This is a genomic window from Saccharothrix australiensis (assembly GCF_003634935.1).
In the GTDB taxonomy this organism is placed as follows: domain Bacteria; phylum Actinomycetota; class Actinomycetes; order Mycobacteriales; family Pseudonocardiaceae; genus Actinosynnema; species Actinosynnema australiense.
Genome location: NZ_RBXO01000001.1, coordinates 5,545,543 through 5,566,565, shown reverse-complemented (window position 1 = coordinate 5,566,565; position 21,023 = coordinate 5,545,543). Strand labels below are relative to the sequence as shown.

General features: G+C 73.6%; 18 protein-coding genes. 10 read left to right on the top strand and 8 right to left on the bottom strand.

All coding sequences use genetic code 11. The features are described 5' to 3' along the window. Positions 1 to 20: 20 nt before the first annotated feature. The 4 genes from pgsA to C8E97_RS23485 are packed head-to-tail and all read left to right on the top strand — an operon-like array spanning position 21 to position 3,632. On the top strand, positions 21 to 629 hold the full coding sequence (gene pgsA, locus C8E97_RS23500; protein ID WP_121007658.1) for a phosphatidylinositol phosphate synthase: 609 nt from the start codon (positions 21 to 23) through the stop codon (positions 627 to 629). Next, positions 626 to 1,558, top strand: coding sequence for a phosphatidylinositol mannoside acyltransferase (locus C8E97_RS23495; RefSeq protein WP_121007657.1), 933 nt, complete (start codon positions 626 to 628; stop codon positions 1,556 to 1,558). The genes pgsA and C8E97_RS23495 overlap by 4 nt, the downstream gene beginning before the upstream one ends. Further along, positions 1,555 to 2,670, top strand: coding sequence for a glycosyltransferase family 4 protein (locus C8E97_RS23490; RefSeq protein ID WP_121007656.1), 1,116 nt, complete (start codon positions 1,555 to 1,557; stop codon positions 2,668 to 2,670). Before C8E97_RS23495 ends, C8E97_RS23490 begins: the two co-directional genes overlap by 4 nt. Further along, positions 2,667 to 3,632 carry an NUDIX hydrolase gene (locus tag C8E97_RS23485; protein ID WP_121007655.1) on the top strand — a complete coding sequence of 322 codons (966 nt, stop codon included), beginning with the start codon at positions 2,667 to 2,669 and terminating at the stop codon, positions 3,630 to 3,632. Before C8E97_RS23490 ends, C8E97_RS23485 begins: the two co-directional genes overlap by 4 nt. Positions 3,633 to 3,653: 21 nt before the next feature. On the opposite strand, the gene C8E97_RS23480 is transcribed toward C8E97_RS23485, so the two are convergent. From C8E97_RS23480 to C8E97_RS23460, 5 genes are all read right to left on the bottom strand, one after another. After that, positions 3,654 to 4,028: a PH domain-containing protein gene (locus tag C8E97_RS23480; RefSeq protein ID WP_041312814.1), complete on the bottom strand. Its 375-nt coding sequence runs from the start codon at positions 4,026 to 4,028 to the stop codon at positions 3,654 to 3,656. Positions 4,029 to 4,154: 126 nt separating this feature from the next. Next, the gene (locus tag C8E97_RS23475; RefSeq protein ID WP_121007654.1) at positions 4,155 to 5,147 is read right to left on the bottom strand and encodes a TIGR03842 family LLM class F420-dependent oxidoreductase; all 993 of its coding nucleotides are present in this window, start codon (positions 5,145 to 5,147) and stop codon (positions 4,155 to 4,157) included. Positions 5,148 to 5,155: 8 nt separating this feature from the next. Then, complete coding sequence (hydA, locus tag C8E97_RS23470) at positions 5,156 to 6,541, bottom strand: dihydropyrimidinase (RefSeq protein ID WP_121007653.1); 1,386 nt, start codon at positions 6,539 to 6,541, stop codon at positions 5,156 to 5,158. Further along, positions 6,538 to 7,380: a nitrilase-related carbon-nitrogen hydrolase gene (locus C8E97_RS23465; protein ID WP_121007652.1), complete on the bottom strand. Its 843-nt coding sequence runs from the start codon at positions 7,378 to 7,380 to the stop codon at positions 6,538 to 6,540. The genes hydA and C8E97_RS23465 overlap by 4 nt, the downstream gene beginning before the upstream one ends. Next, positions 7,377 to 8,879 carry an NCS1 family nucleobase:cation symporter-1 gene (locus C8E97_RS23460; RefSeq protein WP_121007651.1) on the bottom strand — a complete coding sequence of 501 codons (1,503 nt, stop codon included), beginning with the start codon at positions 8,877 to 8,879 and terminating at the stop codon, positions 7,377 to 7,379. The genes C8E97_RS23465 and C8E97_RS23460 overlap by 4 nt, the downstream gene beginning before the upstream one ends. 242 nt (positions 8,880 to 9,121) lie before the next feature. Here C8E97_RS23460 and C8E97_RS23455 point away from each other — a divergent pair, with 242 nt between their 5' ends. Both C8E97_RS23455 and C8E97_RS23450 read left to right on the top strand, forming a co-directional pair. Continuing rightward, positions 9,122 to 10,099 carry a LysR family transcriptional regulator gene (locus tag C8E97_RS23455; RefSeq protein ID WP_121007650.1) on the top strand — a complete coding sequence of 326 codons (978 nt, stop codon included), beginning with the start codon at positions 9,122 to 9,124 and terminating at the stop codon, positions 10,097 to 10,099. Between the two features lie 327 nt (positions 10,100 to 10,426). Further along, positions 10,427 to 10,873 (top strand): hypothetical protein, encoded by a 447-nt coding sequence (locus C8E97_RS23450; protein ID WP_147455209.1) that lies wholly within the window; start codon positions 10,427 to 10,429, stop codon positions 10,871 to 10,873. 210 nt (positions 10,874 to 11,083) lie between these two features. On the opposite strand, the gene C8E97_RS23445 is transcribed toward C8E97_RS23450, so the two are convergent. Next, complete coding sequence (locus C8E97_RS23445) at positions 11,084 to 12,697, bottom strand: PucR family transcriptional regulator (RefSeq protein WP_121012196.1); 1,614 nt, start codon at positions 12,695 to 12,697, stop codon at positions 11,084 to 11,086. A 110-nt stretch (positions 12,698 to 12,807) separates the two neighbouring features. Between C8E97_RS23445 and C8E97_RS23440 the strand changes: the two genes are divergently transcribed. Both C8E97_RS23440 and C8E97_RS23435 read left to right on the top strand, forming a co-directional pair. Beyond that, on the top strand, positions 12,808 to 14,112 hold the full coding sequence (locus C8E97_RS23440; protein WP_121012192.1) for an aspartate aminotransferase family protein: 1,305 nt from the start codon (positions 12,808 to 12,810) through the stop codon (positions 14,110 to 14,112). After that, entirely contained in the window at positions 14,109 to 15,599 is a 1,491-nt protein-coding gene (locus C8E97_RS23435; protein ID WP_121007648.1) for a CoA-acylating methylmalonate-semialdehyde dehydrogenase, read from the top strand. Before C8E97_RS23440 ends, C8E97_RS23435 begins: the two co-directional genes overlap by 4 nt. Before the next feature lie 50 nt (positions 15,600 to 15,649). Here the strand turns inward: C8E97_RS23435 and C8E97_RS23430 are convergent, their stop codons facing one another. Then, positions 15,650 to 17,707, bottom strand: coding sequence for an elongation factor G-like protein EF-G2 (locus C8E97_RS23430; RefSeq protein WP_121007647.1), 2,058 nt, complete (start codon positions 17,705 to 17,707; stop codon positions 15,650 to 15,652). A 187-nt stretch (positions 17,708 to 17,894) separates the two neighbouring features. Further along, positions 17,895 to 18,857, bottom strand: a complete 963-nt coding sequence (locus tag C8E97_RS23425) for an alpha/beta hydrolase family protein (RefSeq protein ID WP_121007646.1) — start codon at positions 18,855 to 18,857, stop codon at positions 17,895 to 17,897. A 51-nt stretch (positions 18,858 to 18,908) separates the two neighbouring features. Between C8E97_RS23425 and C8E97_RS23420 the strand changes: the two genes are divergently transcribed. Further along, positions 18,909 to 19,751: a PaaX family transcriptional regulator C-terminal domain-containing protein gene (locus C8E97_RS23420; protein WP_121007645.1), complete on the top strand. Its 843-nt coding sequence runs from the start codon at positions 18,909 to 18,911 to the stop codon at positions 19,749 to 19,751. A gap of 331 nt (positions 19,752 to 20,082) precedes the next feature. Next, on the top strand, positions 20,083 to 20,991 hold the full coding sequence (gene pdxS / locus C8E97_RS23415; RefSeq protein WP_425470574.1) for a pyridoxal 5'-phosphate synthase lyase subunit PdxS: 909 nt from the start codon (positions 20,083 to 20,085) through the stop codon (positions 20,989 to 20,991). Positions 20,992 to 21,023: the final 32 nt, after the last annotated feature.

Below are 21,023 nucleotides of genomic sequence, written 5' to 3'. Positions count from 1 at the left end.
GTAGGTGCAGTCGCCGCCCCATGCTGAACATCTTCGCCCGCGCGTCGGTTTCGCGCGTCACCGATCCGATCGGTGCGTGGCTGCTCCGACGCGGCCTCACCCCGAACACCGTCACGGTGCTCGGCACCCTCGGCTGCGTCGCCGCCGCGCTGTGGTTCATCCCGCGCGGGCAGCTGTTCGCCGGCGCCGCCGTCGTCACCGCGTTCGTGCTGTTCGACCTCATCGACGGGGCGATGGCCCGCGCGCAGGGCGGCGGCACGAGCTTCGGCGCGGTCCTGGACGCGAGCTGCGACCGGGTCGCCGACGGCGCGCTGTTCGCCGCCATCACCTGGTGGTGCTTCGAGGCGGGTGAGAAGGGCCTGGCCGCCGCCGCGCTGGTGGCGCTGGTGGGCGCGCAGGTCATCTCGTACGTGAAGGCGCGGGCGGAGGCGTCGGGCCTGTCCGCCGACGGCGGCCTGGCCGAACGGGCGGAGCGGTTCATCGTCGCCCTGGTCGGCGTCGGGCTGCACGGGCTGGGCGTGCCCTACGTCCTGCCGCTCGCGCTGTACCTGCTGGCGGCGCTCGTGGTGGTCACGGTGGCGCAGCGGGTCCTGGCCGTGCGGCGCGCCGCGAAGGAGCTGTCGACATGAGGGAACGCCTGGCCGACCTCGGCTACGCGGCGGGCTGGCGGCTGGTGCGGCTGCTGCCGGAGAAGTGGGCGACCGCCCTGTTCGACCGGGCCGCCGACCGGGTGTCGCGGCGCGGCGGCGCGGGGGTGCGGCAGCTGCGGGCCAACCTGCGGCGGGTCGTGCCGCGCGCGGGCGAGGCCGAGCTGGACGAGCTGGTCCGCCTGTCCGTGCGGTCGTACGCGCGGTACTGGCGCGAGGCGTTCCGGCTGCCGTCGATGGACCTCGACGCCGTCCACGCGGCGTGCGACCGGTCCTTCACCGGGGTGGAGAACCTGGACGCGGCGCTGGCCGAGGGCAACGGCGTGGTCCTCGCGCTGCCGCACTGCGGCAACTGGGACGTGGCGGGCGTGTGGCTGGTGCGGCACGTCGGCACGTTCACCACGGTCGCGGAACGGCTCAAACCCGAGTCGCTGTACCGGCGGTTCATCGGGTTCCGGGAGAGCCTGGGTTTCGAGGTGGTGCCGCTGACCGGCGGCGACCGCAACCCGGCGGTGGTGCTGGCCCAGCGGCTGCGCGCGAACGGCGCCGTGTGCCTGCTGGCCGACCGGGACCTGACCGCGGGCGGCGTGCCGGTGACCTTCTTCGGCGAGCCGACCATGATGCCCGCCGGTCCCGCGCACCTGGCGGCGACGACCGGCGCGGCGCTGCTGCCGGTGGGCCTGTGGTTCACCGAGGACGGGTGGGCGCTGCGCTTCCACCCGCCGATCCGGGTGCCGGGCGTCGGCGGCGTCGCCGCGGCCACCCAGTCGCTGGCCGACGTGTTCGCCGCCGACATCGCGGCGCACCCCACCGACTGGCACATGCTCCAGCAGTTGTGGCTGGCCGACCTGCCGGAGCGCAGGCAGCGGGTCCTGCGCCGGGTGGCGGCCCGCAGGGAGGGGGCCGAGTGAGGGTCGGCATCGTCTGCCCGTACTCCTTCGAAGTGCCCGGGGGCGTGCAGGCGCACGTGGTCGACCTGGCGCGCGCGTTGCGCTCCCTCGGCCACGAGGTGGAGGTGCTGGCGCCCGCCGACGACGACACGCCCGTGCCGGAGTTCGTGACCTCCGCCGGGCGGGCCGTCGGCATCCCCTACAACGGGTCGGTGGCGCGGCTGTCGTTCGGGCCCGTGTCGTTCACGCGGGTGCGGCGCTGGATCGCCGAGCACGACTTCGACGTGCTGCACCTGCACGAGCCCACCGCGCCGTCGCTGTCCATGCTGGCGCTGATGGTGGCCGACGGTCCGATCGTGGCGACGTTCCACACGTCCACGCCGCGGTCGAAGATGCTGTCGGCGTTCCAGGTGGTGCTCCAGCCGTTCCTGGAGAAGATCACCGCGCGGATCGCGGTGTCGGCGCTGGCCCGCCGCGTGCAGGTGGAGCACCTGGGCGGCGACGCGGTGGAGATCCCGAACGGGGTGGACGTCGCGTTCTTCGCCGACGCCGAACCGCTGGAGGGGTACCCGGCGCCCGGCGGCACGGTCGGGTTCGTCGGCCGGTTCACCGAACCGCGCAAGGGGATGTCGGTGCTGCTGGAGGCGTTCCGGGAGCTGGACGGCGCGCGGCTGCTGGTCGTCGGCCGCGGCGACGAGGACGAGCTGCGCCAGGCCGCAGGCCCCGACCTGGCGTCGCGGGTGGACTTCCTCGGCATGGTCGACGACGAGACCAAGGCGCGGGCGCTGCGCAGCGTGGACGTGTACTGCGCGCCCAACACGGGCGGGGAGAGCTTCGGCATCATCCTCACCGAGGCGATGGCCGCCGGGACGGCGGTGGTGGCGAGCGACCTCGACGCGTTCCGCCGGGTGCTGGACGACGGCCGGGCGGGCGTGCTGACCCCGGTCGGCGACGCCCCCGCGCTGGCGGCGGCGCTGCGCGACCTGCTCGGCGACCCGGTCCGCCGGGCGGCCTTCGTGGACGCGGCCCGGCAGCGGGTCATGACCTTCGACTGGTCGGTGGTGGCCGGCCAGGTGCTGCGGGTCTACGAGAGCGCGATGGCGGCCGACCCGCGCCGGGTGGGTGAGGCGTGACCAGTTCCGGCGTGGCGTTGGCGTTGCTGGTGCTGCTCGGGCTGGTCGCGCTGATCGGACCGTGGGCGCTGGCCACGGCGAACCGCCTCGACCGGCTGCACGTGCGCACCGACGCCGCCTGGGCGGCCCTGGACGCGGCGCTGGCCAGGCGCGCGGTGGTGGCGCGGGCGGTCGCGGCCGTGTGCGGCGAGCCGGAGCTGCGCGCGGCGGCGGACCGGGCCGAGCGGGCGGCGCGCGCCGACCGCGAGGCGGCGGAGAACGAGCTGAGCGCCCGGCTGGAGAACCTGGACCGGTCGGTCCTCGCGCCCGCGCTGGCCGCCGAGCTGTCGGACGCGGAGCAGCGGGTGGTGCTGGCGCGGCGGGTCCACAACGACGCGGTGCGCGACACGCTGGCGCTGCGGCGGTGGCGGCTGGTGCGCAGGCTGCGCCTGGCGGGCACCGCGCCGACCCCGTCGTACTTCGAGATCGCCGAGCCGCCCGCCGACGTGCCGACCCAGCGCGTGTCCGCGCGGGTGGTGCTCGTCGACGGCGACGGGCGGGTCCTGCTGTTCGAGGGGTTCGACCCGGCGCGCCCGGAGGAGCTGTTCTGGTTCACCGTCGGCGGCGGCGTGGAGCCCTCGGAGGACCTGCGGGCGGCGGCGGTGCGCGAGGCGTACGAGGAGACCGGGCTGCGGCTGCCGCCGGAGGACCTGGTCGGACCGGTGTGGCGGCGGCGGGCGGTGTTCAGCTTCGACGGGCTGAGCTACGCGGCCGAGGAGTGGTTCTTCGTGTGCCGTGCGCCCGGCGCCGTCGTGGACACGTCGCGGTTCAACGAGCTGGAGCGGCGGACCATCCGCCGCCACCGGTGGTGGACGGTGGAGGAGCTGCGCGCGGCGGACGACACCGTGTACCCCGTGCAGCTTGCGGAGGTGCTGCCGGACGCCCTGGCCGGCTGGGACGGCGAGACCCGCCTGGTGCGCTGACACCCCCGCCCGGTCGGGCGGCTACAGGATGAAGGTCGCGATCATCTGGCCCAGCAGGCGGACGTCGGCGTGCCCCCGGAACTCCAGCCGCACCTGGCCCAGGCCCGAGAACCACAGGTCCAGCTCGGCGTCCATGTCGAACGTGCCCGCCGTCTCGATGGAGAACGCCTGGACGCGGCTGTAGGGCAGGGACGTGAAGTCCTTCTTGCGCCCCGTCATGCCCTGGACGTTGACCGCGATGACCCGCTTGTTCGTGAACACGACGAAGTCGCGCACGGTCTTGAAGCAGGACACGATCTGCTCGCCCTGGATCATGATCGGCGACACCTGCGGCGCGATGTCCTCCGGCCGGCACGGCGCGAGCTTGAACACGGACGCTTTCTCGAAGTCGATCACCTCTCCGACGGTAGCACCGGAGGCGGGCGCACGGGGTCGGCGCGCGAGCCGGAACAGGTCGGCCGAGGGGGCGGCCGGCACGGCGCCGCCAGTTGCGACCCGCCACCCGTGTGACGGCGCCCGCGATCACACGTGCGGCACGACCTCGCTGCCGTACGCCGCCAACGTCCGCTCCTTGTCGTCGTGCATCAGGTAGAGCGCGAAGTTGTCCACGCCGATCTCCCGCAGCTCCCGCAACCGCTCCACGTGCGCCGCCGCCGGGCCCGTCAGGCAGAACCGGTCCACGACGGAGTCCGGCACGAAGTCCGCCGACCGGTTGCCCGCCCGACCGTGGTGGGCGTAGTCGTAGCCCCGCCGGTCCCGGATGTAGTCGGTCAGCGCCTTGGGCACCGCGCCCGACTCGCCGTAGCGGGCGACCAGGTCGGCCACGTGGTTGCCCACCATGCCGCCGAACCAGCGCAACTGGTCCCGCTGGTGCGCGAGGTCGTCGCCGACGTAGGCGGGCGCGGCCACGCACATCGTGATGGCCGCCGGGTCGCGGCCCGCCGCCACGGCCGCCGCGCGCACCGACCCGATGGTCCACCGCGCGATGTCGGGGTCGGCGGTCTGGAGGATGAACCCGTCCGCCCGCTCGCCGACCAGCTTCAGCGCCCGCGGCCCGTACGCCGCCATCCACATCTCCAGCTTCCCGTCGCGCACCCACGGTATGCGCACGGGCGTGCCGTGGTGCACGACCTCGCGGCCCTCCGCGAGCCCCTTCACCACGGCCATCGCCTCGCGCAGCGTGGCCAGCGACGCCGGGGCCCGCCCGATCACCCGCCGCGCCGAGTCGCCCCGCCCGATGCCGCACACCGTGCGGTTGCCGAACATGTCGTTCAGGGTCGCGAACAGCGACGCGAGCACCGACCAGTCCCGCGTGACGGGGTTGGTCACCATCGGCCCGACGACCAGGTCGGAGGTCGCGGCCAGCACCTGCGAGTAGATGACGAACGGCTCCTGCCACAGCACGGTGGAGTCGAACGTCCACCCGTAGCGGAAACCGCTGTCCTCGGCGGCTTTCATCGTCGCGACCACGTCCCGCGCGGGCGGGTCCGCCTGGAGCACCACACCGAAGTCCACCGCGCCCCCTACCGCAGGTACTGGTTCAGCTCGCGGGTCAGGAACCGCCCGTGCCCGACGGACCCGCGGAAGCCACCGCCGTCCACGACGACCTCACCGCGCGACAGCACCACCTCGACCCGCCCGGTCAGCTCCATGCCCTCGTACGCCGAGTAGTCCACGTTCATGTGGTGCGTCGCGGCCGAGACGGTCTGCCGCGCCCGCGGGTCGTACACCACGAGGTCGGCGTCCGCGCCGGGTGCGACGACCCCCTTGCGCGGGTGCAGGCCGAACATCCGCGCGGGCGTGGTGGAGCAGATCTCCACCCACCGCTCCAGGCTGATCTCACCACGCACGACACCCTGGTGCAGCAGGTCGATCCGGTGCTCCACGCCCGGTATCCCGTTGGGGATCTTGGTGAAGTCGCCGCGCCCCAGCTCCTTCTGCTCCTTGAAGCAGAACGGGCAGTGGTCGGTGGAGACCACCGACAGGTCGTTGGTGCGCAGGCCGCGCCACAGCTCCGCCTGGTGCGCCGCGGGCCGCAGCGGGGGAGAGGCGACGAACTTGGCGCCCTCGAACCCCGGCCTGCCCAGGTCCTCCAACGACAGGTACAGGTACTGCGGGCACGTCTCGGCGAACACGTTCTGCCCCGTGTCGCGGGCACGGGTGACGGCGTCGAGCGCCTGCGCGGCGGACAGGTGCACGACGTAGAGCGGCGCGCCGGTCACCCGCGCGAGGGTGATCGCCCGCGACGTCGCCTCGCCCTCCAGCTCGGGCGGCCGGGTGAGGCCGTGCTCCACCGGGTCGGTGCGCCCCTCGGCGAGGGCCTGCGCGACGAGCTGGTCGATCGCGATGCCGTTCTCGGCGTGCATCATGATCGTCGCGCCGATCTCGCGCGCCCGCCGCATGGCGCGCAGGATCTCGCCGTCGGTGGCGTAGAAGACGCCGGGGTAGGCCATGAACATCTTGAACGTGTTGACGCCCGCGTCGGCGCAGGAGGCCATCTCCTTCAGCGAGCTGTCGTCCACGTCGGACACGATCATGTGGAACCCGTAGTCGATCGCGCAGTTCCCGTCGGCCTTCGCGTGCCACTTGTCCAAGGTGGACAACAGCGACGTGCCCTTGGCCTGCACGGCGAAGTCGATGATGGTGGTGGTGCCGCCCCACGCCGCCGCCGTGGTGCCGGTGGCGAACGTGTCGGAGGACGACGTGCCGCCGAACGGCATCTCCATGTGCGTGTGGGCGTCGATGCCGCCGGGGATCACGTACTTGCCGGTGGCGTCGACGACCTCGTCGGCCTCGACCGGGAACCCCGGCACGAGCAGCGCGGCGATCCGCTCTCCCGCCACCAGCACGTCGGCCGCGACGGCCCCCGTGGCGTTGACCACCAGGCCGCCCTTCACCAGCGTGCTCACGGCGTCACCAGGGAGTCGTAGGAGTCCGGCCTGCGGTCGCGGTAGAACGCCCACAGGTCGCGCACCTCGGCCAGCCGGTCCATGTCGAGGTCGCGCACCACGACCTCCTCCTCGGTGTCCGACGCCGCCTCGCCGACCAACTGGCCGCGCGGGTCGACGAAGTACGACTGGCCGTAGAACTCGTTGTCGCCCAGCGGTTCCACCCCGACCCGGTTGATCGTGCCGACGTAGTACTCGTTGGCCACGGCGGCGGCGGGCTGCTCCAGCCGCCACAGGTACTCCGAGAGGCCGCGCGACGTCGCCGACGGGTTGAACACGATCCGCGCGCCGCCGAGCCCCAGCGCCCGCCAGCCCTCGGGGAAGTGCCGCTCGTAGCAGATGTAGACGCCGATCCGGCCGACCGCCGTGTCGAACACCGGGTACCCGAGGTTGCCGGGCCGGAAGTAGAACTTCTCCCAGAACCCCTTCACCTGTGGTATGTGGTTCTTGCGGTGCTTGCCCAGGTAGGTGCCGTCCGCGTCGATCACGGCCGCGGTGTTGAAGTACACGCCGGGCTGCTCCTGCTCGTACACCGGCACGACGAGCACGACGCCGTGCCGCTCGGCCACCTGCCGCATCAGCTCGGTGGTGGGGCCGTCCGGCACGCGCTCGGTGTAGGAGTAGTAGTCCGCGTCCTGCACCTGGCAGAAGTAGGGGCCGTAGAACAGCTCCTGGAGGCACACCACCTGCGCGCCCCGCGCGGCGGCGTCGCGGATCGCCGCCACCGCGTTGTCGATCATGGAATCCTTGTCGCCGGTCCACCGCTGCTGGACCAGGCCCGCTCGGACGGTGTCGGTCACGCGTTCTCCCTCCGCGGCGCCAGCGCGAGGTGGCCGACCAAGCCGACCACCATGCCGACGACCCAGTTGTAGTCGTAGAGCGGTGCGAGCGGTGGGAGCAGGCCGTCGGCCGGGAACGGCCCGCCGTGCGCGCCGCCCACCGCGAGCAGCGAGCCGAGCGCGGTCGCGGCGACCGCCCGCCAGTTCCAGCCCGCCCGGAACCAGTACGCGCCGCGGCCGGCCAGGTAGAGGTCGGGCAGCGCCAGCCGGGTGCGCGCCAGCACCCAGTAGCCGGCCACCAGGACGCCCGCCACGGAACCCAGCAGGCCGCCGTAGAAGCCCAGCCACGCGAAGACGTAGCCGCTCGGGTCCGAGATCAGCCGCCACGGCTGGATCGCGACGCCGATGAGCCCGGTGAGCAGGCCGCCCGCCGCGAACGTGATCCGCTTCGGGAACGCGTTGGAGAAGTCGTAGGCCGGGCTGACCACGTTCGCCGCCAGGTTCGCCGAGACGGTGGCCGCCACCAGCGCCACCAGGGCGACCAGCACCACGGCGGTGCTGTCGAACCGGCTCGCCAGTTCCGCCGGGTCCCAGATCGCCTCGCCGTACCGGGCGACCGCGCCGGACGTGGTCAGGATGGCCACGACCGCGATGAACGACATGGTGGTGGGCAGGCCGAGGACCTGGCCGAGCGCCTGCTCCCGCTGGCTGCCGCCGAACCGGGTGAAGTCGGGCATGTTCAGCGACAGCGTCGACCAGAACGCGATCATGCCCATCAGCGCGGGGAAGAACACCGACCAGAAGTCCGGGCCCCAGCCCAGCCGCGACGGCTCCGCCAGGATCGGGCCGAACCCGCCCGCCTCCACCGCGACGTACGCCAGCAGCACCAGGAAGCCCACCGAGACCAGCGGCGCGGTCCAGTTCTCGAACCGGCGGATCGCCTCCATGCCCCGCCAGACCACCAGCATCTGCACCACCCAGAAGACCAGGAAGCACAGCCACAGCGTCCACGCCCGGCCCAGCACCTCCGGTGCGCGCGTCCAGCCGTCGCCGGCGAGCCTGCCCACGACCACGTGCAGCGCCCCGCCGCCGACCCACGTCTGGATGCCGAACCACGCGCACGCGACGAACGCCCGCAGCAGCGCCACCAGGTTCGCGCCGCGCACCCCGTAGAACGCGCGGGCGAACACCGGGAAGGGGATGCCGTACTTCGTGCCCGCGTGGCTGTTGAGCAACATCGGCACCAGCACGATCAGGTTGCCCAGGGTGATGGTCAGCAGCGCCTGGAGCCAGTCCATCCCCAGCGCCACCAGCGACGCGGCCAACGTGTAGCTGGGGATGTTGTGCGCCATGCCCATCCACAGCGCGAAGAAGTTGTACGTGCCCCACGTGCGCCGCGCCAGCGGCACCGGGGCCAGTTCGGCGTTGTAGTGGGGGCTGGACGCGATCGCGGAGTGGTCGCGCAGCTCCACCCGACCGTCGGGACCGGAGACGGCCTGTGCCGCGGGGTCGAGGGCCATCGGTCACTCCCCTGTCAGGCTCGTGAGGCTCCCTCGGGCGGGTTGTCCGGCGCGATTCCCATCCCGGCATCCTCGGATCGCCCCGCGTGCCGCGGGCAGTGTCGGAGTGTCCACGCTTGCCGTGAATCGAGCACACCCTGTCCATTGCCATCGGCCCCTCTGGTGGGGGCCATAAGGAATACCCCCTCTGCTTCGCGTTAGAGCCCTCGACTGTCCGTTCACAGTCATTTACCGTCGGTTGGATGAAGCTCGAACTGCGCCACTTGCGGGTGGTCTGCGCCATCGCCGACGCGGGCAGCCTGTCGAAAGCGTCCTCCCTGCTGGGCCTCGCGCAACCCGCGCTCACCGCTCAACTGCACCGGATCGAGGGACTGCTCGGCGGCAAGCTGTTCGAGCGCGACCACAAGGGCGCGCGGCCGACCATGCTCGGCGACCTGGTGCTGGAACGCGCCCGCGTGCTGCTGCCCGCGTTCTCCCGGCTCCAGGAGGACGCGTTGAGGTTGGTCGACGACACGCTGCCGAACGAGCGCTACAGAGTCGGCGCGGTGAACGGCCCGATGCTGGGCGGCGTCGTGCACCGCATCACCGAAGCGCACCCGGGCGCGCACGTCAGCACGCAGGCGTCGTGGTCGAACGACGAGCTGTCGGCCGCCGTCGCCCAGGGCAGGTTGGACTACGTGCTGGCCGGTGTCTGCGGCGACGCGCCGCCGCCGTCGGAGTACGGGCTCACCTGGAGCGTGGTCGCGCTCGACCCGGTGTTCGTGCTGGTGCCCGAGGACCACCCGTTCACCCTGCGGGACGAGGTGGAGTTGGCCGCCCTCAAGGACATGCAGTGGGCGGTCGTGCCGGGGGACGGCTGCTTCGGCGAGTGCTTCGTCGCCGCGTGCAGCCGGGCCGGCTTCACCCCGCGCACGATGTACGAGGTGGACATCAACAGCTGCATCGACCTCGCGCAGTCCGGGGACGCGGTCGCGTTGTGCCAGCCCACCTTCCGCCGCGCGCCCGGCCTGGTGGCGATGCCGATCGCGGGCGCGCCGCTGCGCTGGCGGCACCTCCTCGGGTGGGACCCGGAGGCGCCCGCGGCGGCGTTCGCGCCGCAGGTGCTGCGGTACGCGGGTGAGGCGTACCGGGAGACGGCTGAGCGCAATCCCCGCTATACGGCGTGGTTGGCGTCGCATCCGGAGTACGGGGCGGTGTCGTACCAGGCTGCGGTGTCGTGAAGGGCGTGGTGTTGTGAAGGGCGTGGTGTGGTCGGGGGCGGTGTTGTGAAGGGCGTGGGGGTGCGGGTTGGTGCGGTGCGGGGTTTGAGTCGAAGCTGAAAGCGTCCTCGCCGGACGGCCGGCCACCGAGGATGACTCTGGGCGTGCCGTCGGTGCGGCGCGGTGCGGAGGCGGGGGTCCGTGCCGTGCGGCGGGGGTGGTGCCCCCTGATCGAGTGGTGGGCGACACGGAGGGTCAGTCACCCTATCGAGCGGGTTTGGTTCGGCGGGAACGGTGCCGATGTCGGAGTTGTCGATCGTTCGGTCCCCGACCCAGGTGAGGAACACCGTGCCCGCACACCGCACCCGCGCACTCGTCCGTGCCGCCGCCCTGCTCGCCGCCGGGGCGTCGCCGCTGCTCTTCGGCGCGGCCTCGGCGGCGCAGCACCCGTTGGACGTCGTGGACGGCACGCTGCGCGCCGCGCCCGAGGTCGGTGGCGCGACCGCACCGGACGTCCGCGTCGCCCGGCCCGCGCCGGACCCGCTCGGCCGTGACCTGCTCGGTGGTGAGCCGGTCGTCCGCGAGGCCGTCAAGCTGCCCATCCCGTCGCCGCTGCCCGTCGCGCCCGAGCCGCCCGCGCGCTCGGTCGCGGTGGCCGCGCCGGAGGTGCGCGACCTGCCGGTGCGGGCTCCCGCCCAGTCGCGGTCGGCGCTCGACGTGCCGGCGCTCGCACCGCCCGCCGAGCAGTTGCCCGCCCTCCCGATCCCGCCGGTCACCCTGCCCCCGCTGGGCTGACCGGCCGACGTCGTCGGACCGCCGGCGGCCACGTGCACCGTCGTCCCGCGCCCGACCGCGGACGGCAGGCCCGTGTCCGTCACCCGCGCACCACCGCCGCTCCCGCGCCCGGTTCGTGCCGACCGCGGACGGCCCTGCGGGGCCGTCACCCCCGCGCGGTCACGTCGCCGGTGAAGGCCGGCGGTCCGACGACGTCAGTGCACGTCCGGGTCAGTGCTCGCCCATGTCCCGCACCAGCAGCGCCACGTGGAGCGACAGCACGGACTCCGGGTCCTCCAGCGACACGCCCAGCACCTGCTCGATCCTGGCCAACTGCTGGTAGTAGGCGGTCCGGGACAGGTGCGCCGCCGCGGCGGCGGCCGACTTGTTGCCGCCGTGCTCGCAGTAGCACCGCAGCAGTTCCACGAGCCGGCTGCCCTGCGCGTCGTCGCGCGCGAGCAGTGGTCCCAGCTCGCGGTCCGCGAACGCCCGCACGCGCTCGTCCTCGCGCAGCAGGTGCAGCAGCCCGCGCAGCCGCACGTCGTCCAGCCGGTGGTAGAGCCTGCCCGCCGACGAGCGCAGGGCCGCCGCCGCGATGTGCGCGGCCTCGCCGAGGCTGCGCCGGACGTCGGGCAGCGCCGTCACGGTGGTGCCCACGGCGATCACGACCGGCAGCGCGTGCTGCGTCGCGGCGGCCGTCCGGTGCACCTCGCGGGCCAGTCGGCGGAGCACGCCGTCGAGGCCGGCGGCGGGCGGCAGCGACAGCAGCGCCCGCACGCTCGTGTCGTCCACGACCCCGACCAGCGCGGGCACGGTCACGCGGCGGGTCGCCAGCGCCGTCGCCTCCGCCAGGTCGCGCAGCACCTCCTGGGTCGCGAGCGCCTGCGCGGGCGCGGTGGCCGCGCCGGGTCGGATCGCGACGCCGACGAGCTGCCTGCGGTCGAGCGGCACGCCCAGCGCCGCCGCCCGCGCGGTGAGGTCCTGCGGCGGGCTGCCGAGCAGCTGGGTCAGCAGGGTGCGGTGGGTCTGGCGCTCCAGCGACTCCCGGTCCCGCGCCACGAGCCGGTGCACGGCCAGCGCCGACGCCGCCCGCTCGGCGACCACGACGTGCCGGTGCGGCGGCGGTTCGGGCGACAGCAGCACCAGCCGGCCCCAGTCCGCGCCGCGCGCGCCGACGACGGTGACCAGCCACCCCGCCCCTTCGTGGTACGCCGTGCGCTCGGGCACGGTCACCGCCTGCGACCGCGCGACCCAGTCGGCCAGCAGCGCCCTCGGGTCCTGCCCGGCCGCGTCGTAGGCCAGCACCTCGTGCCCCAGCGTCTCCAGCACGACCGGCAGGCCGGAGGTCCGGGCGACCTCGCGCAGCACCTCGGCCGGTTCCGCGCCGGCCACGGTCAGCGCCGTGAACGTCTCGTGCACCACCTCGGCCGCCCGCAGCTCGGCGAGCTGCGCGTCCACGATCAGCGCCACCACCGCCTCGGTCACGGCCACGAACCGGGTCTCGCGGGCCAGCGTCACCAGCGGCAGCCCGTGCTCCTCGGCCGCCGCCACCAGCGCGCCGGGCACCCGGTCGGCCCACCGCCGCACCAGCTCCACGACCAGCCCGGACGCGCCGACGGCGGCCAGGTCGGCGACGTAGCCCGCGAGGCCGGCCGCGTCGTCGGGCAGGGCGATACCGGTGGTCAGCACGAGTTCGCCGCCGCGCAGCAGGTGCGCGATGTCGGCGATCTCCGCCGCGTGCACCCAGCGCACCCGGCGCTGCAACCCGGCCGCGCCCGCGACGACGTGTGGCTCGGCCCGGCGGATCACCGGTAAGGCGAGGGCTTCCGCAAGCGTGGGGTACATGGACACAACGTAATGCGATCCGCCGAAAAGCGGTACAGGTTGTGCATGGCGGTGGTCCGCGCGGCCGGGCCACACTTCCGCACCAGGGACACCCGGTGGAGGAGGACTCGATGGTCGATGCGGGCGGCGGGCGGACCGCCGGTGGGCACGCCGAGCTGCTGGCCCGGCACCGCGCGGTGCTGCCGGACTGGCTGGCGCTCTACTACGAGCAGCCGATCGAGCTGGCCAGCGCCGCCGGCCGGCGGGTGACCGACCGCGAGGGGCGCACCTACCTGGACTTCTTCGCCGGCATCCTGACCAACGCGATCGGCTACGACGTGGCGGAGATCAGCGACGCGATCCGGTCCCAGGTCGACACCGGCGTGCTGCACAGCTCGACGCTCTACCTGATCCGCTCGCAGGTCGAGCTGGCCGAGCGGATCGCCGCGCTGTCCGGCATCCCGGACGCCAAGGTGTTCTTCACCAACTCCGGCACCGAGGCCAACGAGACCGCGCTCGTGCTGGCCACCTCCTACCGCCGCAGCGACCAGGTCCTCGCGCTGCGCAACTCCTACCACGGCCGGTCGTTCGCGAGCATGGCCGTCACCGGCAACCGCGGCTGGTCGGCGTCCTCGCTGAGCCCGGTGAAGGTCAGCTGGGTGCACGGCGGCTACCGGTACCGCAGCCCGTTCAAGGACTACTCGGACGCCGACTACGTCAAGGCGTGCGTGGCGGACCTGCGCGAGGTGATCGAGACGACCACGGCGGGCGACGTGGCGTGCCTGCTGGCCGAGCCGATCCAGGGCGTCGGCGGCTTCGCCACCCCGCCGGACGGGTTGTTCGGCGCGTTCAAGGAAGTCCTCGACGAGTACGGCATCCTGTTCGTCTCCGACGAGGTGCAGACCGGCTGGGGTCGCACGGGCGAGCACTTCTGGGGCATCCAGGCGCACGGCGTGACGCCGGACGCGATGACCTTCGCCAAGGGCCTGGGCAACGGCCTGGCGATCGGCGGTGTCGTCGCGCGCGGCGACCTGATGGACTGCCTGACGGCCAACTCGATCTCCACGTTCGGCGGCAACCCGGTGTCCACGGCGGGCGCGCTGGCGACGCTGGACTACCTGCTGGACCACGACCTCCAGGCCAACGCCGCCAAGCGGGGCGAGCGGCTGCTGACCGGGCTGCGCGCCATCGCCGAGGAGCGGCCGGCGGTGGGCGACGTGCGCGGCAAGGGCCTGATGGTCGGCATCGAGCTGGTCGGGCCCGACGGCGCGCCGGACCCCGCGGCCGCGACGGCGGCGCTGGAGGGCGCGCGGGAACGCGGGCTGCTGGTCGGCAAGGGCGGCTTGTACGGCAACGTCATCCGGCTCGCGCCGCCGATGACCGTGACGGAGGACGAGGTGGAGGAAGCGTTGGGCATCCTGGGGGCCGTGCTGTGAGGATCACCCACCGGATCGGCGGAAAGCCCTGGGACGGCGTCGCGGAGCGCGGCGGCGACGTCTACGACCCGGCCACGGGACGGGTCTCGGCGCGCGTCGACTTCGCGTCGGCGTCCACTGTGGACGAAGCGGTCGCGGTGGCGCGGGAGGCGTTCGCGGGCTGGCGCGAGGCGTCCCTCGCGCGGCGGGCGACCGTGCTGTTCGCCTTCCGCGAGCTGCTCAACGCCCGCAAGGACGAGTTGGCGGCGATCGTGACCGCCGAGCACGGCAAGGTGCTGTCCGACGCGGCGGGCGAGGTGCAGCGCGCGTTGGAGTGCGTGGAGTTCGCCTGCGGCATACCGCACCTGCTCAAGGGCGGGTTCAGCGAGAACGCCTCCACCAGGGTCGACGTGTACTCCATCCTCCAGCCGCTGGGCGTGGTCGGCGTGGTCTCGCCGTTCAACTTCCCGGCGATGGTGCCGCTGTGGTTCGTGCCGAACGCGATCGCGTGCGGCAACACCGTGGTGCTCAAGCCGTCGGAGAAGGACCCGTCGGCGTCGGTGTTCATCGCGGAGCTGTTCGCCGAGGCGGGGTTGCCCGACGGCGTGCTGAACGTGGTGCACGGCGACAAGGAGGCCGTGGACCGCATCCTGGAGCACCCCGACGTGAAGGCGGTGTCGTTCGTCGGTTCCACGCCGATCGCCCGCTACGTCTACGAGTCGGGCACGCGGCACGGCAAGCGCGTACAGGCGTTGGGCGGCGCCAAGAACCACATGGTGGTGCTGCCCGACGCGGACCTCGACCTGGCGGCCGACGCGGCGGTCTCCGCCGGTTTCGGCTCGGCGGGTGAGCGGTGCATGGCGATCTCGGCCGTGGTCGCCGTGGACCCGGTGGCCGACGAGCTGGTCGCGAAGATCGTCGAGCGCATCGCCGCGCTGCGGGTCGGCGACGGCCGCCGGCCCGGTTCCGAGATGGGTCCGCTGGTGACCGGGGCGCACCGCGACAAGGTGCTGTCCTACGTGGACGCCGGTGTCGCGGAGGGCGCCGAGCTGGTGGTCGACGGCCGGACCCACCCGGTCGACGGCGAGGCGGACGGCTTCTGGCTGGGGCCGACGCTGTTCGACCGCGTCGGCGTCGACATGTCGGTCTACCGCGACGAGATCTTCGGCCCGGTGCTGTCGGTGCTGCGGGTCCCGACCTACGACGACGCGGTGGCGCTGGTCAACGCCAACCGGTACGGCAACGGCACGGCGATCTTCACCAACGACGGCGGCGCGGCCAGGCGGTTCCAGCACGAGGTCGAGGTCGGCATGGTCGGGGTCAACGTGCCGATCCCGGTGCCCGTGGCGTACTACTCGTTCGGCGGCTGGAAGGACTCGCTGTTCGGCGACTCGCACGCCTACGGCCCGGAGGGCGTGCACTTCTTCACCCGCACCAAGGTCGTCACCGGCCGCTGGCTCGACCCGTCGCACGGCGGCGTCAACCTCGGCTTCCCGCGCAACACCTGAGCCGCCGTGCCGGGCCCGCGACCGTCGGGGGGTCGCGGGCCCGGCACGGGTCACGACGTCCGCGCGGCCAGCGACTGCGGCAGCGGGTCGTAGCGGCAGAAGCGGCGGGTGTAGGTGCCGGTGCCGGAGGTCAGGGAGCGCAGCTCGATCGCGTACCGGAGCAGCTCCGTGGCGGGCACCTCAGCCCGGATCACGGTGTAGCCGGGTGTGTCGGCCTCGGTGCCGAGGACCCGGCCGCGCCGTCCCGACAGGTCGCCCAGGACGGTGCCCAGGTGGTCGTCGGGCAGCCGGATCGCGACCTCGTCCACCGGTTCGAGCAGCGCGGTCCGGCCGGCCGCCGCCGCCTCCTTCAGCGCCAGCGCGCCCGCGGTCTGGAACGCGGCGTCCGACGAGTCCACCGAGTGCGCCTTGCCGTCCACCAGGGTCACGCGCACGTCGACCACCGGGTGCCCGGCCTGGAGCCCGCGCGCCAGCTGCGCGCGCACGCCCTTCTCGACGCTGGGGATGAACTGGTGCGGCACCGCGCCGCCGACGACCCGGTCCACGAACTCGAACCCGCCGCCGCGCGGCAGCGGGTCCACGACGATGTCGCACACGGCGTACTGGCCGTGCCCGCCGGACTGCTTCACGTGCCTGCCGTGGCCCTTGGACTGCGCGACGAACGTCTCCCGCAGCGCCACCCGCACCGGCTCGGTGTCGACCTCCGCGCCGCCGGCGCGCAGCCGGGCCAGCACGACGTCGGCGTGCGCCTCGCCCATGCACCACAGCACGAGCTGGTGGGTCTCGGCGTTGCGCTCCAGCCGCAGCGTCGGGTCGCCCGCGACCAGCCTGCCGATGTTGCGGGCGAGGTTGTCCTCGTCGCTGCGGCTGCGCGGCACCACGGCGACCGGCAGCAGCGGCTCCGGCATCCGCCACGGTGTCATCAGCAGCGGCTTGTCCGGCGCGGACACCGTGTCGCCGGTCTCGGCGGACCCGAGCTTGGTCAGCGCGCACAGGTCGCCCGCCACGCAGTAGGGCACCTCGCGCAGGTTCGCGCCCAGCGGCGAGTAGACGTGCGCCACCCGCTCGTCCGCGTCGTGGTCCTCGTGCCCGCGGTCGGCCATGCCGTGGCCGGACACGTGCACCGGGCGTTCCGGGCGCAGCGTCCCGGAGAACACCCGGACCAGCGACACGCGCCCGACGTAGGAGTCGACGGCGGTCCGCACGACCTCGGCGACCAGCGGGCCGTCCGGGTCGGGCGCCAGCCGGGGGTGCGGGATGCCGTCCACGCCGGTGACCTCGGGCAGCGGGTGCTCCAGCGGGGACGGGAACGCCCGCGCCACGCCGTCGAGCAGCTCGGCGAGGCCCAGCCCGGTGACCGCGCACACCGGCAGCACCGGGTGGAACGAGCCGCGCGCGACGGCGGTCTCCAGGTCGGCGATGAGCGTGGCCTGGTCGATGTCCTCGCCGCCGAGGTAGCGGTCCATGAGGGTCTCGTCCTCGCTCTCGGCGATGATGCCCTCGATCAGCGCGTTTCGCTGCTCCGCGTAGCGCGGGTCGTCGGTGGTCAGCAGGCCGACCAGGCCGTCGTCGCCGGGCAGGTAGAGCGGGACGACGCCCGCGCCGAACGCCGCCTGGCACGCCGCGATGCCGGTCGTCACGTCGGCCCGGTGGTGGTCGGTCCGGGACAGGACGACGGCGCGCGGCATCCCGACCGCCGCGCACTCCTCCCACAGCGCCACCGTCGCGGCGTCCACGCCCTCGGCGGCGCTGACGACGAACAGCGCGGCGTCGGCGGCGCGCAGCCCGGCCCGCAGCTCGCCGACGAAGTCCGCGTAGCCGGGCGTGTCGATGAAGTTGATCTTCACGTCGCCGTGCCGCACCGGCGCGACCGCGAGCCCCACGGACCGCTGCTGCCGGACGGCGGCCGGGTCGTGGTCGCAGACGGTGTTGCCCTCGGTGACCGAGCCGGCCCTCGTGAGCACGCCGGTAGAGGCAAGCAGGGCCTCGGTGAGCGTCGTCTTGCCCGCGCCGGACGGGCCGACGAGGACGACATTGCGGACCTTGGCCGGGTCGTCTACAGCGACCGCGCCTGCCGAGTGGCCGTTGTCGGAGCTTTTGGTTCCCATGAGGACCACCCTCCACAAGTGTTTAGTGCTCGATCTCACACCCGGCGGGCCGATGGGACAACCCCAAGCCGGTGGACCCAACCCGCGAGGAGGAACCCGTACGGAGTTCCCGTCGGGGTGCACGCAGCGTCACGACCCGGCGGGGCGACGCGGGCCGTGGCGCGGGTGGCGTGCGCCGGGGCGGCCGTCACCGGAGGTCTTCCAGGAACCTGCGTTGCTCCTCCAGGTAGCCGGGCGCGAACACCGAGCGGGGAGCCGCGATCGCCACGACGGTGGTGGCGAACGGGCCGAGGTCGGCGCGCGTCATGCCGTGCGTGCCGTCCGGGTGGTGCGCGACCCGCAGCCGGCGGACCAGTCGGCGGTAGTGGGTCTCGGTGTCGGCGACGTCGACGTTGCGGTCGTGCCCGCCGAGGACCAGCAGCACCGGCACGTCGACCCGCGCCAGGTCGGCCGACGCGTCGGACTCGTGGTTGGCCAGGATGAACCGCCACCGGTCGGGCGTGATCTCCGGGTCGCCCCCCGCCGCCCGGTACTCCTCGAACGTCGACCGGCGGCGCAGGTGGTCCAGCGTCCGCTCCCGCGCGGCCAGCGCGGCGGCGGTCTCCTCGGCGGACGCGCCGCGGTCCGCGAGTTCCGCGAGCAGGTTGAACCGGCCCTGCCGGTGCCAGTTCACGGCGGGGGAGACGGCGATCGCGAACTTCACGTCCGGGTGCCGCGCCGCCGCCGGCAGCACCCACCCGGCCTGGCTGGCGCCCCACAGGCCGATCCGGTCGGGATCGACGTCCGGGCGGGACCGCGCCCACGCGACCGCGTCCAGCACCTCGCGGGTGCGGTCGGCCATGCTCTGGTGGAGCCAGTTGCCCGGCGCGCCGGCGACGCCGGGCTTGTCCCACGACAGCGACGCGTACCCGGCGCGGGCGAAGGACTCCCACATCGGCCGGTAGAAGGTGTCGTGGGTCGCGTCGATCGGCCCGTCGCCGTGCACGAACACCACCAGCCCGTGCCGGTCGCCGTGCTCGGGCAGGGCGAGCACCGCGCGCAGGTCGCCGATCTCCACGCGCTGCTCGCGGAGGTCGTACGAGTGCTGGTGGACGACCCAGCCACCGCACGCGAGGGCCAGCGCGAGCAGGCCGAGCAGCCACTTCTTCACCTGGTCACCCCAAACTATCGTTCCCGATACGAACGTTGTAGATTTGAGCACATGGACGTGGAGGTGCCCACCCGGACCCTGGTCGAGGCGCTGGTGAGCGAGGACGGCGTGGTCGAGGCGGGTGAGCTGTACGAGGTGGCCGACGCGCTCGGGATGAGCGACCAGCAGGTGCGGCTGTGCGTGAAGCGGCTGGTCGACGAGGGCAAGTTCACCGTGGAGGGACGCGGGCGGCGGGCCGTGCTGCGGATGACGCCGCAGGCGCTCCGCGCCGCGGAGCCGGACGTCGAGTTCGTGCGGTTCATGTACCGGCAGGACGCGGGGGAGGCCCGGTGGGACGAGGTGTGGCACCTCGTGGCGTTCGCCGTGCCCGAGTCGCGGCGGCCGGCGCGCGACGCCCTGCGCGACGCCATCGTGCGGCTGGGCGGCGCGGCGCTGCACAGCGGGCTCTACGTCTCACCGCACGACTGGGAGGAACTGGTCGAGGGCGAGGCCGCGCGGCTCGGCGTGCTGCCCGCCGTGACCTTCCTGACCAGTACCGACCTGCGGGTCGGGCGGGAGCGGTCACCGGCGGCGCTGGCCGCGCGGCTGTGGCCGCTGGACGAGGTCGCCGCCCGCCACGAGCGGCTGGCCGAGGTGGCGCGGGTGCGGTTGCGGCGGCTGACGGAGGGCGCGTCGCACGTCGACCTGCTGCGGATCGCCGTGGAACTGGCCGCCGAGTTCACCCGCGCGGTCGAGCCCGACCCGCTGCTGCCGCCGGTGCTGCTGCCGCAGCCGTGGGCAGGCACGCGGGCGCGGGCCCTGGTCGCCCGCTGCTGGGCGGCGCTGGCCGAGCGCGCGACCGGCCTGCCCGCGCTGTTCCGGACCTACGGCGACGCCGTGCCACGCCCGCGGTAGACCCGCCGCGCGGACACGCCCGCTCGTGCCGCCCGCCCGGTGCAGGCCGCCCCGGTGCCGGCTGCACCGGTGCCACCCCGCCCGTGAAGCTGCCCGTGTCGCCGCCCGTGACCGCCGGCGGCCTCTCGCGTCGCCCGCGCGTGGCACCACGGGTCGCCGGCCCCGGCGGACCGGCGGCTCCGCCGCGCGGCGGCACGTCGGAGGTGGCGTAGGCCACTACCTGCGGTTGTGCGGCGAGTGGCCTGCCGAGAACGTGCCGGATTGGCCTGCTTGGGCGGTCCACGTGCGACGTACGATGAGGTCAGTCTTCCCCTCACCCGAAAGGTTGGCCGTGACCACTTCATCCGACTCCGGTACGCACGTCACCGGCACCGCCCGCGTCAAGCGCGGCATGGCGGAGATGCTCAAGGGCGGCGTGATCATGGACGTGGTCACCCCCGAGCAGGCCAAGATCGCCGAGGACGCGGGCGCGGTGGCGGTCATGGCGCTGGAGCGCGTGCCCGCCGACATCCGCGCCCAGGGCGGCGTGTCGCGCATGAGCGACCCGGACATGATCGACGGCATCATCTCGGCGGTGTCCATCCCGGTCATGGCGAAGGCGCGCATCGGGCACTTCGTCGAGGCGCAGGTGCTCCAGGCGCTGGGCGTGGACTACGTCGACGAGTCCGAGGTCCTGACGCCGGCCGACTACGCCAACCACATCGACAAGTGGCAGTTCACCGTGCCGTTCGTGTGCGGCGCGACCAACCTCGGCGAGGCGCTGCGCCGCATCACCGAGGGCGCGGCGATGATCCGCTCGAAGGGCGAGGCGGGCACCGGCGACGTCTCCAACGCCACCACCCACATGCGGAAGATCCGCGCCGAGATCCGGCGCCTCCAGAACCTGCCCGCCGACGAGCTGTACGTGGCGGCGAAGGAGCTCCAGGCCCCGTACGAGCTGGTGCGCGAGGTCGCGGAGGCGGGCAAGCTGCCCGTCGTGCTGTTCACCGCGGGCGGCATCGCGACCCCGGCCGACGCGGCGATGATGATGCAGCTCGGCGCGGAGGGCGTGTTCGTGGGCTCGGGCATCTTCAAGTCCGGCAACCCGGCGCAGCGCGCGGAGGCCATCGTGAAGGCGACGACGTTCTACGACGACCCGGACGTGCTGGCGAAGGTGTCGCGCGGGCTGGGCGAGGCGATGGTCGGCATCAACGTCGACGAGATCCCGCAGCCGCACCGGCTGGCGGAACGCGGCTGGTGACACCCGCCCGGTGACACCCGCCGCGAGAACGG